This is a genomic window from Microbacterium sp. CnD16-F, from assembly GCF_024124465.1.
In the GTDB taxonomy this organism is placed as follows: Bacteria; Actinomycetota; Actinomycetes; order Actinomycetales; family Microbacteriaceae; genus Microbacterium; species Microbacterium gawkjiense.
In genome coordinates this window covers 1-14,533 of sequence record NZ_JAMXSA010000017.1, presented here as the reverse complement: position 1 = coordinate 14,533, position 14,533 = coordinate 1, and the positions used below count along the sequence as shown (strand labels likewise).

The window sequence follows — 14,533 nt, the reverse complement described above, 5'->3', positions numbered from 1 at the left end:
CGGATGCCGCACGAAGAGCCCCTCGCGGGCGGCAACGCGAGCGGGGCCGTCGTCCGCATCGGCGACACGGTGCGCAAGCCGTGGACGGCGTCGACGCCGAGCGTCATCGCCTACGTGCAGGCGCTGCGAGCGGCGGGTGTCGACGCGCCCGAACAGCGCGGGCGGGACGATGCCGGGCGGCAGATCCTGGAGTACGTCCCCGGTGAGCTCGCGATCGGGCGCGGGCCGATGTCGGCGGGCGAGTTGCGGCGCGTGGGCGCGATGGTGCGGGCCATCCACGACGCGAGCGCCGCGTATGCGGTACCCGCCGACGCCGTCTGGGAGACCGCGATCCCGGCGCCCGGCGCCGAGCTCGTGTGCCACAACGACCTCGCCCCGTGGAACCTCGTCGTCGGCGAAGACCGGTGGGTCTTCATCGACTGGGATGCGGCCGCCCCCAGTACACGGCTGTGGGACCTCGCCTATGCCGCGCAGGCGTTCACGCTCAACGACACCTCGGTCGTCGCCGCGGAGGCGGCGCGCGGACTCGCCGCCTTCGTCGACGGTTACGGCGCCGAGGCTCGGCTCCGCCGCGAACTGCCCGAGGCGATGGCGCAGCGGACCGCCGCGATGTACGACCTCCTCGGGACATCGCACGAGGGCGGCACCGAGCCGTGGTCGTCGATGTTCGCGGACGGGCACGGCGCGCACTGGCGGAACGTGACGGCGTACGTCGAGCGGCACCGGCGGGTCTGGCGCGCCGCACTCGAGCGCTGAACGCGCCCCCGCCGAACGAGGGTGCTCCCGCGCGGGGCACTCAGGCGCGGGTAGTAGGCTTTTCGACCGGGCGATCTCTCGACATCGAGATAATTCGGCGCCCGTCACCCCCACCGTCGCCCAGCGAAGGATTGCAGTGGACCTTTACGAGTACCAGGCACGAGACCTGTTCGAGAAGTACGAGGTGCCGGTGCTCGCCGGCATCATCGCCGACACCCCTGAGGAGGCGAAGGCGGCTGCCGAGAAGATCGGCGGTGTCGTCGTCGTCAAGGCTCAGGTCAAGACCGGAGGTCGCGGCAAGGCCGGCGGCGTCAAGGTCGCCAAGACCCCCGACGAGGCCTACGCGGCAGCCGAGGCCATCCTCGGCCTCGACATCAAGGGCCACGTCGTCCAGCGCGTGATGGTCGCCCAGGGCGCCGACATCGCCGAGGAGTTCTACTTCTCGGTGCTGCTCGACCGCTCGAACCGCTCCTACCTGAGCCTCTGCTCGGTCGAGGGCGGCATGGAGATCGAGGAGCTCGCCGTTGAGCGCCCCGAGGCGCTCGCGCGCATCGAGGTCGACCCGCTGCAGGGCATCGACAAGGCCAAGGCCGTCGAGATCGCGAAGGCCGCGAACTTCCCTGAGGACCTCGTCGAGAAGGTCTCGGACGTGTTCGTGAAGCTCTACGACGTCTACAAGGGCGAGGGCGCGACGCTCGTCGAGGTCAACCCGCTCGTCCGCACCGGCGCCGGCGACATCGTCGCCCTCGACGGCAAGGTGTCGCTCGACGACAACGCCAGCGAGGTGCGCCACCCCGAGCACGAAGAGCTCGAGGACAAGGGCGCCGCCGACCCGCTCGAGGCGAAGGCGAAGGCATCCGGCCTCAACTACGTCAAGCTCGACGGTCAGGTCGGCATCATCGGCAACGGCGCGGGCCTGGTCATGTCGACCCTCGACGTCGTCGCTTACGCCGGCGAGAACCACGGCGGCGTCAAGCCCGCCAACTTCCTCGACATCGGCGGCGGCGCGAACGCGCAGGTCATGGCCTCGGGTCTCGACGTCATCCTCGGTGACGAGCAGGTCAAGAGCGTCTTCGTCAACGTCTTCGGCGGCATCACGTCGTGCGTCGCCGTCGCCGAGGGCATCGTGAAGGCCCTGGAGATCCTGGGCGACGCGGCCACCAAGCCGCTCGTCGTCCGCCTCGACGGCAACCAGGTCGAGGAGGGTCGTGCGATCCTCGCAGAGGCCAACCACCCGCTCGTCACGCTCGCCTCGGGTATGGACGAGGGCGCCGACAAGGCCGCCGAGCTGGCGAACGCCTGAGACGCGCCGAGACTACCGAGACACAGGGACAACAGACATGTCTATCTACCTCAACAAGGACTCCAAGGTCATCGTCCAGGGCATCACCGGCGGTGAGGGCACCAAGCACACCGCCCTCATGCTGAAGGCCGGGACGAACGTCGTCGGCGGCGTCAACGCCCGCAAGGCCGGCACGACCGTCACTCACGAGAAGCCGCACGAGGGCGAGGTCGACCTCCCCGTCTTCGGCTCGGTCGCCGAGGCCATCGAGAAGACCGGCGCGGACGTCTCCATCGCGTTCGTGCCGCCCGCCTTCACGAAGGATGCCATGATCGAGGCGATCGACGCCGAGATCCCGCTGCTCGTCGTCATCACCGAGGGTGTGCCCGTCGGCGACACCGCCGAGGCGTGGGCCTACGCGAAGAGCAAGGGCAACAAGACCCGCATCATCGGTCCGAACTGCCCCGGCATCATCACGCCCGGCGAGGCGCTCGTCGGCATCACGCCCGCGAACATCACCGGCAAGGGCCCCATCGGCCTCGTGTCGAAGTCGGGCACGCTGACATACCAGATGATGTTCGAGCTCCGTGACCTCGGCTTCTCGACGGCCATCGGCATCGGCGGCGACCCGGTCATCGGCACGACGCACATCGACGCCCTCGAGGCGTTCGAGGCCGACCCCGAGACCAAGGCCATCGTCATGATCGGCGAGATCGGCGGCGACGCCGAGGAGCGCGCGGCCGACTACATCAAGGCGCACGTGACGAAGCCCGTCGTGGGTTACGTCGCCGGCTTCACCGCTCCCGAGGGCAAGACCATGGGCCACGCCGGCGCCATCGTCTCGGGCTCGGCGGGCACCGCGCAGGCCAAGAAGGAGGCCCTCGAGGCCGCCGGCGTCAAGGTCGGGAAGACCCCGTCCGAGACCGCCGACCTGATGCGCGCCATCATCGAGGCGCTCTAAGCCACTCGAACGAAGGGGCGGATGCTGCGGCATCCGCCCCTTCGTCGTTCCCGGAATGCCCGTGAACGACCTCGACGTGGGGGCGGTCAGACCCCGAAGGCGGCTTCGATGGGGCCGCGGGCGAAGTACAGGACGAAGCCGGCCGCGACGATCCAGAGCAGCCAGTGGACCTGCTTCGCCTTGCCCGAGAACGTGTTGAGCACGACCCAGCTGATGAAGCCGGCGCCGATGCCGTTCGCGATCGAGTACGTGAGCGGCATGACCGTGGCGGTCAGGAACACGGGCAGCAGGACGTTGAAGTCCGACAGGTCGATGTTCTTGATCTGCGTGAGCATGAGCGCGCCGACGAGAACGAGCGCGGCGGCGGCGACGAAGCCGGGCACGAGGCCCGTCACGGGCGTGATGAACATCGCGAGCAAAAACAGCACGCCGGTGACGACGTTGGCGAGACCGGTGCGGGCTCCCTCGCCGATGCCCGAGCCGGACTCGACGAAGACCGTCGCGGAGGATGACGAGGTGCCACCGCCGACGACGGCGCCGACACCCTCGACGATGAGCGCCGACTTGATGCGCGGGAAGTTGCCGCGCTCGTCGGCGAGTCCCGCCTCGCGCGCGAGGCCGGTCATCGTGCCCATGGCGTCGAAGAAGTTCGTGAAGACGAGGGTGAACACGAACATGACGAGCGCGAGCACACCCACCCGTCCGAGGTCGAACCCGAAGTCGACGGCGCCCACGAGGCTGAGGTTCGGCGCGGCGACGATGCTACCGGAGAGGCCGAAGTCCGCGACCGGCGTGAAAATGTTCACGATCGCGGCGAGGATCGTGCCGGCGACGAGGGCGATGAGGATCGCGCCCTTCACGCGCAGCGCCATGAGGATGCCGCCGATCAGCAGGGTCGCAATGAACAGCAGGGTCGCGGGCGAGGTGATCGAGCCGCCGACGCCGAGCTCGAGCGGTGTCCCCTCGGCGGGGTTCACGAACCCGGCCTTCACGAAACCGATGAAGGCAATGAAGAGGCCGATGCCGACGGTGATCGCGAGTTTCAGCTGCACCGGCACCGCATCGAAGATGAGCTTCCGCAGGCCCGTCGCCGCGAGGAGCACGATGATCAGACCGTTGATGACGACGAGGGCCATCGCCTCGCCCCAGGACACCTGGCCGGCCACCGAGAAGGCCACGAACGCGTTGATGCCGAGGCCGGCAGCGAAGGCGAACGGGAGCCGCGTGACGAGACCGAACAGGATCGTCATGACACCGGCAGTGAGGGCGGTCGACGCGGCGAGGGCGGACGGATCAAGGGTGACGCCCTCAACATCGGGCGTCGACGAAAGGATGGCCGGGTTCAGGATGACGATGTAGGCCATCGTCACGAACGTGACGACGCCGCCGCGGATCTCGGTGCCGACGGTGGAGCCGCGGTGGCTGATCTCGAAGTAGCGGTCGAGGAACGACGCGGATGCCGGGGCTGCGGCCCCGCGGGACGAGCGGGATGTGGTGCTGTTCACCCTCCGAGGGTAGTGCGTCCTGGCGGGCCTCGCGGGGCGGGCGTATCCTCACCGCATGCACCGCATCTTCGGCACGCCGTTCGCCGCGGTCTACCCGCTCTACCTCGCGAAGGTGGAGCGCAAGGGGCGTACCAAGGCCGAGCTCGATGCGGTCGTGGAGTGGCTCACCGGCTTCGACGACGCCGCCCTCGCCCGGCAGATCGAGAGTGAGGCCACGTTCGAGCAGTTCTTCGCCGCCGCCGAGCTGAATCCCGCCGTGACGCGGATCACCGGGGTCGTCTGCGGGGTGCGCGTCGAGGAGATCGAGGACCCGTTGATGCGCCGCATCCGCTACCTCGACAAGCTCGTCGACGAACTCGCCCGGGGCAAGGCGCTCGAAAAGGTCCTGCGCGTCTGATGCGTCGGTCCGCGCCGGAGCGGGAGCCCGGCGGGAGGCCTGCGCGCGGGTAGGGTCGGTCTGTTGTGAATCGCCTGCTCGTCTCCCTCCTCGCCGCCGTCGACGCCCTCCTGGCCGTCGCGGTCGGTGTCGGTGTCGTGCTCGCGCCCGTGACCCTCGTCTGGATCTTCGGGATCGGCGGCGACGCGGACTGGGCGGCGTTATGGCCCGCGGCCGCGACGATCTGGCAGCTCGGCCACTTCGCGCCGGTCGCCGTCTCCCTGCCCGCCGAGCTCGTCGTCTCGGGCGGTCTGCCGTCGGGCGGTGCGCAGTTCACCCTGTCGCTCGCCCCCACCGCCCTCGCGGCGTTCACCGCGATCTCGGCGTGGCGCTCCGGCGCGCGCGCGGCGCGGGCGGGCGCGTGGGTGACGGGCGTGGCCGGCGGCACCGTCGCGGTCGCCGTCGTGTCCACCCTCATCGCCTTGTCCGGTCGCGCCTCGATCGCCGCGGTCGACCTGCTGCCCGCCGTCGTCGGCCCGACGCTCGTGTTCGCCGTTCCCGCCCTCGTCAGCGCCGTCATCCGCGCCTGGAACGACGGCGACGACGGCATCATCGATGCGCTCTCCGAGCGGCTCCCCGACGACGTGCAGGAAGCGGTGGATGCCGGTGCCCGCGGCGTCGCGATCTGCGTCGCCGGGATCGTGGCGGTCGGTGCCGTCGTCCTCGCCATCCTGTTCTTCGCCCGCGGCGGCGAGGTCATCGCGTTGACGCAGGCCGCGCAGGCCGATCTCCTCGGCGTCGTCGTGCTCGCCCTCGGCAGCATCCTCTACCTGCCCACCCTGGTGATGTGGTTCGCCGGCTTCGCGGTCGGCCCCGGCTTCGCCGTCGGCACCGGGACGGCCGTCTCCCCGGCGGGGACGAGCCTGGGTGTCGTCCCCGGCATCCCTGTCTTCGGCGTCATCCCCGACTCGACGTCGGGGTGGCTGCTGCTGCTCGGACTCGTGGTGGTCGGCTTCGGCGCGCTGGCCGGCGCCGCGACGCGCAGCGCCCTGCTGGTGGGACCGGGGGCGGATGCCGAGCCGCTCCGCCCGCGCCTGGTCGCCCTCGCCGTCCTCGTCGTCGGCACCGGGGCCGTGGTCGCCGTCCTCGCGTGGGCGGCGCAAGGGTCGATCGGCCCGGGCCGCCTCATCCACGTCGGGCCCGAGCCCTGGCTCGTCGCCCTCGTGGCGGCGGCCGAGGTGGCCGTCGGTGCCGCCGTCGTCCTCCTCTCACCGCGCGGTGAGGACACCGAGCAGCCCCTCGTGCGCGAGACGCCGGCGACGACCCCGACCGCCGAGTCCCGTCCGGCGCCGGCCGCCGCGGTCTCGCCCGATGAGTTCCCCACCACCCCGCTAGACTGAGCCGGTGCTCACGGTCGCCGTCCTCATCTCGGGCACGGGATCCAATCTGCGTGCCCTTCTCGACGCCGCGAGCGAGCCCGACTTCCCCGCGCGCATCATCGTGGTGGGGGCCGACCGGCAGGCCGACGGCTTCGCTCATGCGGAGGCGTACGGCATCCCGACCTTCATGGTCCCGTTCCAGGAGTTCGACAGTCGTGAGGCCTGGGGCGAGGAGCTCCTGGCGCACCTGGACGTCTGGGAGCCCGACCTCGTCGTGCTGAGCGGGCTCATGCGCCTGCTGCCCGCCGCCGTCGTGGCGGCGTGGGCGCCGCGCCTGATCAACACGCACCCGGCCTATCTGCCAGAGTTCCCCGGCGCTCACGGTGTGCGGGACGCGCTCGCCGCCGGTGTCACCGAGACCGGTGCGAGCGTCATCGTCGTCGACGACGGCGTCGACACCGGGCCGATCCTGGCGCAGGAGCGCGTGCCGGTGCTCCCCGACGACACCGAGCACACCCTTCACGAGCGCATCAAGCCGGTCGAGCGCCGGCTGCTCATCGACGTCGTGCGTCGCATCGCGACGGGCGAGCTCGACCTCACTTCCTGAACCGCACCCGAACGCCCCCGACCCGAGGAGTTCCCGCATGGCCGGACCGCAGATCGATCCCTCCCTCTACCGCGACCGCGACGTCGTGCCGGTGCGCCGGGCGCTCGTGTCGGTGAGCGACAAAACAGGGCTCCTCGAGCTCGCGCAGGCCCTCGCCGCCGCCGACGTCGAGATCGTCTCGACCGGCGGATCCGCCGCGCTGCTGCGCGAGAACGGCATCTCCGTGAAGGACGTGTCCGAGATCACCGGCTTCCCCGAGTCGCTCGGCGGACGCGTGAAGACGCTGCACCCGAGCGTGCACGCAGGCCTCCTCGCCGACCTGCGGCTGGAGGACCACGAGACCCAGCTGGGCGAACTCGGCATCCTTCCCTTCGAGCTCGTCGTCGTGAATCTGTACCCGTTCGTCGAGACCGTCGCCTCCGGGGCGGAGGGCGACGCGGTCGTCGAGCAGATCGACATCGGCGGACCGGCCATGGTGCGCGCCTCGGCCAAGAACTTCGCCAACGTCGCGATCGCGGTCTCGCCGGAGTCCTACCCGGCGATCATCGACGCGCTCGGGCAGGGCGGGACGACCCTCGCGCAGCGGCGGGAGCTCGCCGCCCGCGCCTTCGCGCACACCGCCGCCTACGACCGCGCCGTCGCGACCTGGTTCGCGGAGGAGACCCTCGAGGGCGAGGGCGACCTGCCGCAGCACCTCACGATCAAGGCGGAGCGTCTCGCGACGCTGCGTTACGGCGAGAACTCGCACCAGCGCGCGGCGATCTACACCCGTGTCGGCGGGCACGGCATCGCGCAGGCGACGCAGCTGCAGGGCAAGGAGATGTCCTACAACAACTACGTCGACGCCGATGCCGCGCTCCGCGCCGCGTTCGACCTGATCAAGCCGGCCGTCGCCATCATCAAGCACGCGAACCCGTGCGGCATCGCGATCGGCGCCCCGCAGGCGCTCGACCCGATCGCGTCGGCGCATCTGCGCGCCCACGAGTGCGACCCGGTCTCGGCCTTCGGCGGCGTCATCGCCGCCAACCGCACCGTGACGCTCAAGATGGCCGAGAACCTGCGCGACATCTTCACCGAGGTCATCGTCGCCCCCGACTTCGAGCCCGAGGCCCTCGAGGTCTTCAAGCTGAAGAAGAACCTGCGCGTCCTGCAGCTGCCCGCCGACTGGCGTCAGGAGCCCATGGACGTGCGCCTGGTCTCCGGCGGCCTCCTCCTGCAGGACGCCGACCGGTTCCCGAACGAGATCGAGTCGCTCGTCGACTCGTGGCAGCTCGTATCGGGCGAGCGCCCCGCCGACGACCAGCTCGAGAATCTGTCGTTCGCGTGGAAGAGCTGCCGCGCCGTGAAGTCCAACGCGATCGTCCTGGCGAAGAACTCCGCGACGGTCGGCATCGGCATGGGGCAGGTCAACCGCGTCGACTCGTGCCGCCTCGCCGTCGAGCGGGCGGGTGACCGTGCTGCGGGCTCGGTCGCGGCATCCGATGCGTTCTTCCCGTTCGCCGACGGACCGCAGGTGCTGCTGGATGCCGGGATCACGACGATCATCCAGCCGGGCGGGTCCGTGCGCGACCAGGAGGTCATCGACGCCGCCCAGGCCGCCGGGGTCACGATGTACTTCACCGGGGAGCGTCACTTCTTCCACTGAACAGGTGGCGGCGGATACTAGCGGGTCGGAGCCGGGGGAGTTCTCCCCATCGAAATCGGTCCCGTCGTTCGCCTAATGTCGTCGCGGGAGGTTCCGCCATGGGAATGATGCTGCCGAACGAGCTCATCTGGGTGATGGAGAAGCTCGGCTTCGACTGGCCTGACGTCGATGAGGACGAACTCCGCCGCGGCGGCCAGATCATCGAGGTGTTCCGCACGGAGCTCGAGGGCAAGCTGCAGGCGATGGACCGCAAGGTCAACACCGAGCTCGCCGTGGCGCTGCGCGGCCAGGCGGGCCCGGCGTACGTCGGGGCCTGGAACGCGAACCGCGCCCAGAACCTGCAGAAGCTGCTCGACATCCTCGGGCCCGTGCCGACCGGGGTGGACATCGCCGCCGGTGCCGTCACCGCGCTCAAGATCAAGGTCATCGCCGACGTCACCTCGACGATGATCGCGCTCGTCGCGATGCTGACGAACCCGATCACCGCCGCCGGGGCCGGCCCGATGCTCATCATCAAGAAGAAGCTGCTCAACGCTGCCGTCGACATGGCTGTCGAGCAGGTGCTGAACCAGGTCCTCCCCATGGTCATCGAACCGCTCGCGAACGAGCTGCCCGGTGTCATCATGGCCGCCCTCGACTCGCCCATCGTCGAGGCTGTCGCGGGCGACCCCGACGAGTTCTACGCCGACCTGCAGGCTCTCGAGCAGGCGCAGGGCGAGATGGAACAGCACGCCGCTGACGTCGAAACCCTCACGGAGAGGCTCATGTCCGACCTCGCCGGCCTGAACATCGGGGGCGACTGACCATGCGGGACGCCGTGGTCGCCGACGACGACCTGAGCGCCGCCATTATCGCTCTGCTGGGGTGGGGGACGTCATCGCACCCTCGCTCTCGCGTGCAGGAGACCCCGGGCGGGGCCTCGCCCCTCGAGGAGCGCGCCCAGGCGGCAGTGACCGAGTGTCTCGCCATCGCGCCCGATTGGACCCGCGACGATCTCCCCACGGCGGGTCGCAGAGCGCGGGCGGAGCTGGCGGCGCGGCATCCGGAACTCTCGTCGGGCGCCCTGGATGCGCTGGCCTGGGCCTACACGTACAACTGGCGATGAAAGGGAGTGAGGTGAGTCATGAGGATCGGTAGCGAGGTCGTTCGACCCATGATGAATTCGCTCGAGGGGATGCCTGTCCACGTCCGTCAACTCGCGCAGATGTTCCGCAAGCACGGGCAGAAGCAGAATCAGAGCACGAACCGGGTGACGGACCTCGACGCGACAGACGTGCCCCAGCCCCTCCGCGACGGCTGGAAGAAGGACTCCTGGCACACGCCGGACCGCGTCGTCGGATCGGGGAAGCCGAATCGGCCCTACCCGGCGGAATACCTCGACGCCGACTACATCCAGCAGCACCTGCAGCGGTTCGAAGGTGGCGCGACTCGGTTCTACCGCAGCGAGAGCCTGGACCGTTACGGGCCCGGCAATCAGGGCACGACGTTCGTGTTTCCGACCTCCGAGATCGACAACATCATCCAGCAGGCCGACGGTGACCCGAAGAAGCTCGGCGTCATGCTCGGCTTGGGGGAGAACTTCTTCGTCGATGCCAACGGCAACGCCGTCGACATCACGCGGGCCGACTTCAGCTACGAGGAGATCGTCAACGGGAACCTCCGGATGCCGCGGGGTAACGAAGCCGGCGCGAACGAGGCGTGGATCCCCGGCGGCTATCTGCCCGAAGGGATCCCCGAGGCCGTGCTGAACACGCATCCCGATGCCGGTCGCGGTGACCCGTCGGCCGGCGGGACGTGGGGCTCGTACACGCCCTTCCGACTGTGACCCTCGGCGACGCGGGCGCGGTCCGATACCCGGAGCGATTCGAGATCCACCGGCTCGAGGCCCTCGGCGAGAACCCGTATCTGACCGACGACGATGCCCGCCGCCGGTACGAGGACGGCAAGGGACTGAGCGTGGTCGCGGCGTCGACCCCGCCGACGTGGTTCCTCGATGTGTCTGTACGCCGCCACCGGTTCTCGGTCACGTTCTACGCACCGACGAAGACGCCGATCCGCCGGGTCGGGTGGGAGGAGACCGACGGGCGCCTGCTGCGTCGGAGTGCGGTCGATCTGTTCTATCCCGAGGGCGATCCGGGGCGGCGCGTACCGTACTCCCAGTTGCTGCGAGTCGAGCACCGCTGGTACGCGGACGGCGTCGTCCACATCGAGCGCTCCTCTCCGATCGATGAGGACCTCGTCACCGAGATCAGCGCGCCGCAGGAACTGCGGTGGCTCGACGTCCCGGCCTTCGGCGACTGGGGGCCGGTCACCGCGGCATCCGCTCCGCCCGAGTTCGCCCGGTTCGACCTGGATGCGATCGACGCGGCCGAGGCGTACGCGCGTGCGGAGATCGCCGCCGGTGGTTCCGCCTCCGAGCAAGGCGGCTGGATTCTGCCGGCATCCGATACCACCGTCCTCGACGCGGTCACAGCGCTCACCCGTTTCGAGCCGGTGCCCTCGGCGGTGCCGGTGATCGAGCGGGACGCGGCCAGGATCGTGCCGGTGATGCTGCAGGGCACCGCGCCGCGCGCATCCGGGCGGGATGCCGCGGAGGAGCGTCGACGCGTCGACGATCGTGCGGCGGGGCTCGCCGGCGCCTTCGAGTACGCCGCCGGGCGACCGATCGATCTGCCGCTCGACGGACGCGGCGACGGACCGGTGGCCGCCTACGCGGCGGCGCTGCGCGCAGTCGGCGTTCGGGACGCGCGATGGTGGGTCCTGAACGAGACCGGCGTCGTCCTCGTCCGTTCCGGAGATCCGGAGGCGGGCGATCTGGCGCTCGCGGTGCACCTCGTGCCGGCGCGCTGGGTGTCGGGGCGCAGTGCGACGACGTCCGGGCGTGCACCCGCAGACCTGCGGTGGTCGAGGGCGGACGTTGAACCATGGACGGCGTGAATGCAAGACCTGGGTCGCCGGCGATCGTCGTGGCTACCCTGACCGGAGAGGGGGATCATGGGCATCGGTGAGGTCATCAGACCGTTGAAGAACTCGCTGGACGGCGTTCCCGTCCACGTGCGTCAACTCGCGGACATGTTCCGTAAGCACAGTCAGCGCCAGGACCTGAACCGCTCGCAGGTCGATGCGCTCGACAACGTGAGCGGTGCGTGGCGCACCGACACGCACTGGACGCCGGACGCCGTCGTGAGCTGGAAGGGCGACGCGCCCGACCCCGGCGACTATCTCGACGCCGACTACATCTCCCAGCACCTGGCGCGTTTCGACGACGGTGCCAGCAGGATCTACTTCTCCGACACGCTGCACACGTACGGCCCCGGGCAACGGGACGGCTCGACCTTCGTCTTCCCGACGTCCGAGCTCGACGAGATCATCCGCAACGCCGACGGCGACGTGAACATCATCGCCGATCAGCTCGGCATGGAGCGCAGCTGGTTCTTCGACGACAACGGCAATCCGCTGCCCCTCGAAGTGCGCCATTTCAACGCCTCTGAGTTGACGAACCTCCGGATGCCGTCCGGCAACGAGGCGGGCGCGAACGAGCACTGGATCCCCGGCGGGTATCTGCCCACCGGCATCCCTGAAGCGGTCATCGACATTCCCTCCTCGGCGACGGGCGTGGGGCGCGACCTCGACGGCGACTACAACCCGGGCTTGTGGCCGGGCAGGGCGCAGAGGTTGGACCTGAACTCATGACTCAGCCCGACGCCACCGTGTCGGGAGAGCCCTGGCTCACGGGTCACGTGATCGACGCGGCCGTCGTCCGCTCGGACGACGGCGAGGGCGCCCTCGTCAGAGGCGGCCGCATCGTGGACGAGATCGAAGCGCGGCTCGTCGACGAGCCTGACGGCGAGCTGATCCCGGGGACGCCGCTCCTCCGCCGCGGCGACGTGTCGATCGTGCCGCTCTCGTGGGAGCCCCCGGCGAGCGACGAGATCCGCGCGGCCGTGCGCGAGCGCGCCAGCGAACTGTGGCGGAGCATCCGCAGCGCTTGCGAGTACCGTCACGGCGCCGCCCTGGCCGTGGAGCAGGGCGACGCGCCCTCCAACGCGTATGTGCGGGCGTTGGAGCGCCACGGGGTCCGCCGCGCCGACTGGTGGGGCTCCGGCGACAGGGCGATCGTCCTCGTCGTGCACGGCGAGCCGCTCCCGGCGCCCGCGTCGGCCAGTGCCGTCCACATCGTGCCCCTCGGATGGCTGTCGACGACTCGGCCGACGCGCAGGATCCCGCCCGTGGACCTGACGTGGTCGCCGGCGACGGACCGGTGAGGGACCGAGGACTTAGTCTGTGAGAACGCTGATGAGAGGGCTGAACCGATGAGTGCGATCGCGACGGATGTGACCGTGCGTATCTATGGTGCGAGCGAGCTGGGAGTGCTCGCGCAGACGGCTCCGGGGCCCGCGCACCCGCGGGTCGAGTACGTCGGCGGTGAGGTCTTCGTCGGGCTCGATCACCGTGATCGGGGCTCCGCCGTCACGCAGGGGGAGACGGAGGGGGCGGATGCCGGGTTCCGGGACGCCCTGCGCGCTGCGGTATCGCTCGTCGGTGAGCCCCCCTCCGCGGTGGAGGGGACGGTGGTCATCGAGGACGAGGCGCTCGGCGCTGCGGTGCTGCTCGACCCGTCGCGGGTGGCGGGGCTCGAGCTCTCCGGCGACCCGGTGGTGTTCCCGTACGCCCGTGATCGAGTGGTCATCGTGGGTGCGGAGGATCAGGCCGCCATCGCGCGGACGCTGGACGTCGCGGAGGAGCTGTTCGACGCGGACCGGCCCCTGGTGAGCGCGCACCCGATGGTGCGGGCCGACGAGGGGTGGGCGCCGTTCCCGTGGCGGGAGCGAGTGCCGGAGCTGGCGATGCGGTTCGAGCGCGTGCTGCGGTTGTTCTCGGTGCGCGCGTACGACGTGCAGACCGTCGCACTCCTGCGCCCCGACGTGCACATCGCGCCCGCGAAGATCCGGGTGCTGGAGTCGGGAGTGACGACGACGTTCGCGACGTGGCCGCGGGGCACCGCGACGCTCCTGCCGGTGGTCGACAACGTCATCATCGCCGACCCGTCGGGGACCCTCAGCGTCGCGACGCTGACCCAGTTCCTCGACGCCGCCGGTGACGCGGTCGTGCGCACCGGGCTCTCACCCGCGCGCTACTTCGTGCCCGGCGATCAGCCCGCAGCACCGACGGCATGATCTGGGAGATCGATCAGCCGGAGGACCGGCCGGACGGCGTCGACGCGATGGGTCGGCCCGACCCCGCGTACGCGGCCGCCCTGGGCCTCGTCCGTGCACCGTTCGGTCGTCGATCCCTCGCCTTCCTCCTCGACATCCTCATCTGGGCCTTCCTGCAGCTGCCGCTGTGGCTCGGGGCCGTCCCGCTGCTCCTGAAGCTCGCGACCGGGGCGATCTCGCCCTATGGACTCGTCAACCACCCCGGCTTCGTGCTGGCCACCGTGATGGCGAGCATCACCGTGGCGCTCTCGCTCGCCTTCCTCATCGTGCAGTGGGTCCTGCAGGCGCGGCGCGGACTGACGATCGGCAAGGGGTTCACGGGGCTCCGGAGCATCAGCGTCCGCACGCTCGAGAAGCCCGGCGCCGGAGCCGTCCTGCTCCGTGCGCTCATCGTCGGCCTCGCCGGCGTCATCCCGGTCATCGGCACCGCGGTCATCCTCGCTTCACCCACCTTCGACCCGCAGGAGCGGGGCCGCGGGCTGCACGACCGTGCCGCGCGGATGTGGTTGGTCGACATCCGCCGCGGCCTGAACCCGTATGACGAGAAGCGGATGCGGATCGCCCGGAAGACCGTCAAGGCGGAGCCTGTCCCCGAACGCCCGGAGCGCCCGTCGCTCGCCACTCCCACCCGGCCCGGCGCGCGTCCGGACTACCGTCCCGGCAACCGCATCAGCGCGGGGGTCCTCGGCGTGAACCGCGGATCCGACGGCCGCCCTGCGGCGACGGAGGATGCCGCGGCGTCGGCCGCTCCCGGGGTCATCGACGCCGCCCCCGGCCTCGCGACCCCCCGCGTCGGGCCCGCACCG

General features: G+C 70.4%; 16 protein-coding genes. 15 read left to right on the top strand and 1 reads right to left on the bottom strand.

Translation table 11 applies throughout. From position 1 onward, the window contains the following. Positions 1–3 precede the first annotated feature (3 nt). The 3 genes from NH287_RS06720 (at position 4) to sucD (ending at position 2,999) form a co-directional block, all read left to right on the top strand. On the top strand, positions 4–756 hold the full coding sequence (locus NH287_RS06720; protein WP_253034958.1) for a phosphotransferase: 753 nt from the start codon (positions 4–6) through the stop codon (positions 754–756). A 136-nt stretch (positions 757–892) separates the two neighbouring features. Then, positions 893–2,059, top strand: coding sequence for an ADP-forming succinate--CoA ligase subunit beta (sucC, locus tag NH287_RS06715; RefSeq protein ID WP_064001263.1), 1,167 nt, complete (start codon positions 893–895; stop codon positions 2,057–2,059). Positions 2,060–2,096: 37 nt separating this feature from the next. Continuing rightward, positions 2,097–2,999 carry a succinate--CoA ligase subunit alpha gene (sucD, locus tag NH287_RS06710; protein ID WP_064001264.1) on the top strand — a complete coding sequence of 301 codons (903 nt, stop codon included), beginning with the start codon at positions 2,097–2,099 and terminating at the stop codon, positions 2,997–2,999. Between the two features lie 86 nt (positions 3,000–3,085). Here the strand turns inward: sucD and NH287_RS06705 are convergent, their stop codons facing one another. Beyond that, positions 3,086–4,504, bottom strand: coding sequence for an NCS2 family permease (locus tag NH287_RS06705; RefSeq protein ID WP_253034957.1), 1,419 nt, complete (start codon positions 4,502–4,504; stop codon positions 3,086–3,088). Positions 4,505–4,559: 55 nt separating this feature from the next. Between NH287_RS06705 and NH287_RS06700 the strand changes: the two genes are divergently transcribed. The 12 genes from NH287_RS06700 to NH287_RS06645 all read left to right on the top strand — a co-directional run. Continuing rightward, positions 4,560–4,901, top strand: coding sequence for a DUF2200 domain-containing protein (locus NH287_RS06700; RefSeq protein ID WP_217531580.1), 342 nt, complete (start codon positions 4,560–4,562; stop codon positions 4,899–4,901). A gap of 65 nt (positions 4,902–4,966) precedes the next feature. After that, positions 4,967–6,280, top strand: a complete 1,314-nt coding sequence (locus NH287_RS06695) for a DUF6350 family protein (protein WP_253034956.1) — start codon at positions 4,967–4,969, stop codon at positions 6,278–6,280. Between the two features lie 4 nt (positions 6,281–6,284). Continuing rightward, positions 6,285–6,866: a phosphoribosylglycinamide formyltransferase gene (purN, locus tag NH287_RS06690; RefSeq protein WP_064001268.1), complete on the top strand. Its 582-nt coding sequence runs from the start codon at positions 6,285–6,287 to the stop codon at positions 6,864–6,866. A 37-nt stretch (positions 6,867–6,903) separates the two neighbouring features. Next, positions 6,904–8,511 (top strand): bifunctional phosphoribosylaminoimidazolecarboxamide formyltransferase/IMP cyclohydrolase, encoded by a 1,608-nt coding sequence (gene purH / locus NH287_RS06685; protein ID WP_217531582.1) that lies wholly within the window; start codon positions 6,904–6,906, stop codon positions 8,509–8,511. A gap of 98 nt (positions 8,512–8,609) precedes the next feature. Beyond that, a complete protein-coding gene (locus NH287_RS06680) occupies positions 8,610–9,314 on the top strand; it encodes a hypothetical protein (RefSeq protein WP_253034955.1) in 705 nt (234 codons plus the stop codon). A gap of 2 nt (positions 9,315–9,316) precedes the next feature. After that, positions 9,317–9,616 carry a hypothetical protein gene (locus tag NH287_RS06675; RefSeq protein WP_253034954.1) on the top strand — a complete coding sequence of 100 codons (300 nt, stop codon included), beginning with the start codon at positions 9,317–9,319 and terminating at the stop codon, positions 9,614–9,616. A 69-nt stretch (positions 9,617–9,685) separates the two neighbouring features. Continuing rightward, positions 9,686–10,336: a hypothetical protein gene (locus NH287_RS06670; RefSeq protein ID WP_253034953.1), complete on the top strand. Its 651-nt coding sequence runs from the start codon at positions 9,686–9,688 to the stop codon at positions 10,334–10,336. Further along, on the top strand, positions 10,333–11,448 hold the full coding sequence (locus NH287_RS06665) for a hypothetical protein (protein ID WP_253034952.1): 1,116 nt from the start codon (positions 10,333–10,335) through the stop codon (positions 11,446–11,448). Before NH287_RS06670 ends, NH287_RS06665 begins: the two co-directional genes overlap by 4 nt. 57 nt (positions 11,449–11,505) lie before the next feature. Further along, on the top strand, positions 11,506–12,204 hold the full coding sequence (locus tag NH287_RS06660) for a hypothetical protein (RefSeq protein WP_253034951.1): 699 nt from the start codon (positions 11,506–11,508) through the stop codon (positions 12,202–12,204). Further along, positions 12,201–12,776, top strand: coding sequence for a hypothetical protein (locus tag NH287_RS06655; RefSeq protein ID WP_253034950.1), 576 nt, complete (start codon positions 12,201–12,203; stop codon positions 12,774–12,776). The genes NH287_RS06660 and NH287_RS06655 overlap by 4 nt, the downstream gene beginning before the upstream one ends. Positions 12,777–12,824: 48 nt before the next feature. Next, positions 12,825–13,688 (top strand): hypothetical protein, encoded by an 864-nt coding sequence (locus NH287_RS06650; RefSeq protein ID WP_253034949.1) that lies wholly within the window; start codon positions 12,825–12,827, stop codon positions 13,686–13,688. Continuing rightward, positions 13,685–14,533 (top strand): RDD family protein (locus NH287_RS06645; protein WP_253034948.1); only part of this gene is annotated, 849 nt, incomplete at its 3' end. The genes NH287_RS06650 and NH287_RS06645, both read left to right, overlap by 4 nt.

Coding starts and splice junctions, on each gene's coding strand:
- NH287_RS06720 (WP_253034958.1), top strand. CDS start 4: ATGCCGCACGAAGAGCCCCTCGCGGGCGGCAACGCGAGCGGGGCCGTC.
- sucD (WP_064001264.1), top strand. CDS start 2,097: ATGTCTATCTACCTCAACAAGGACTCCAAGGTCATCGTCCAGGGCATC.
- NH287_RS06700 (WP_217531580.1), top strand. CDS start 4,560: ATGCACCGCATCTTCGGCACGCCGTTCGCCGCGGTCTACCCGCTCTAC.
- purH (WP_217531582.1), top strand. CDS start 6,904: ATGGCCGGACCGCAGATCGATCCCTCCCTCTACCGCGACCGCGACGTC.
- NH287_RS06680 (WP_253034955.1), top strand. CDS start 8,610: ATGGGAATGATGCTGCCGAACGAGCTCATCTGGGTGATGGAGAAGCTC.
- NH287_RS06675 (WP_253034954.1), top strand. CDS start 9,317: ATGCGGGACGCCGTGGTCGCCGACGACGACCTGAGCGCCGCCATTATC.
- NH287_RS06670 (WP_253034953.1), top strand. CDS start 9,686: ATGCCTGTCCACGTCCGTCAACTCGCGCAGATGTTCCGCAAGCACGGG.
- NH287_RS06660 (WP_253034951.1), top strand. CDS start 11,506: ATGGGCATCGGTGAGGTCATCAGACCGTTGAAGAACTCGCTGGACGGC.
- NH287_RS06655 (WP_253034950.1), top strand. CDS start 12,201: ATGACTCAGCCCGACGCCACCGTGTCGGGAGAGCCCTGGCTCACGGGT.
- NH287_RS06650 (WP_253034949.1), top strand. CDS start 12,825: ATGAGTGCGATCGCGACGGATGTGACCGTGCGTATCTATGGTGCGAGC.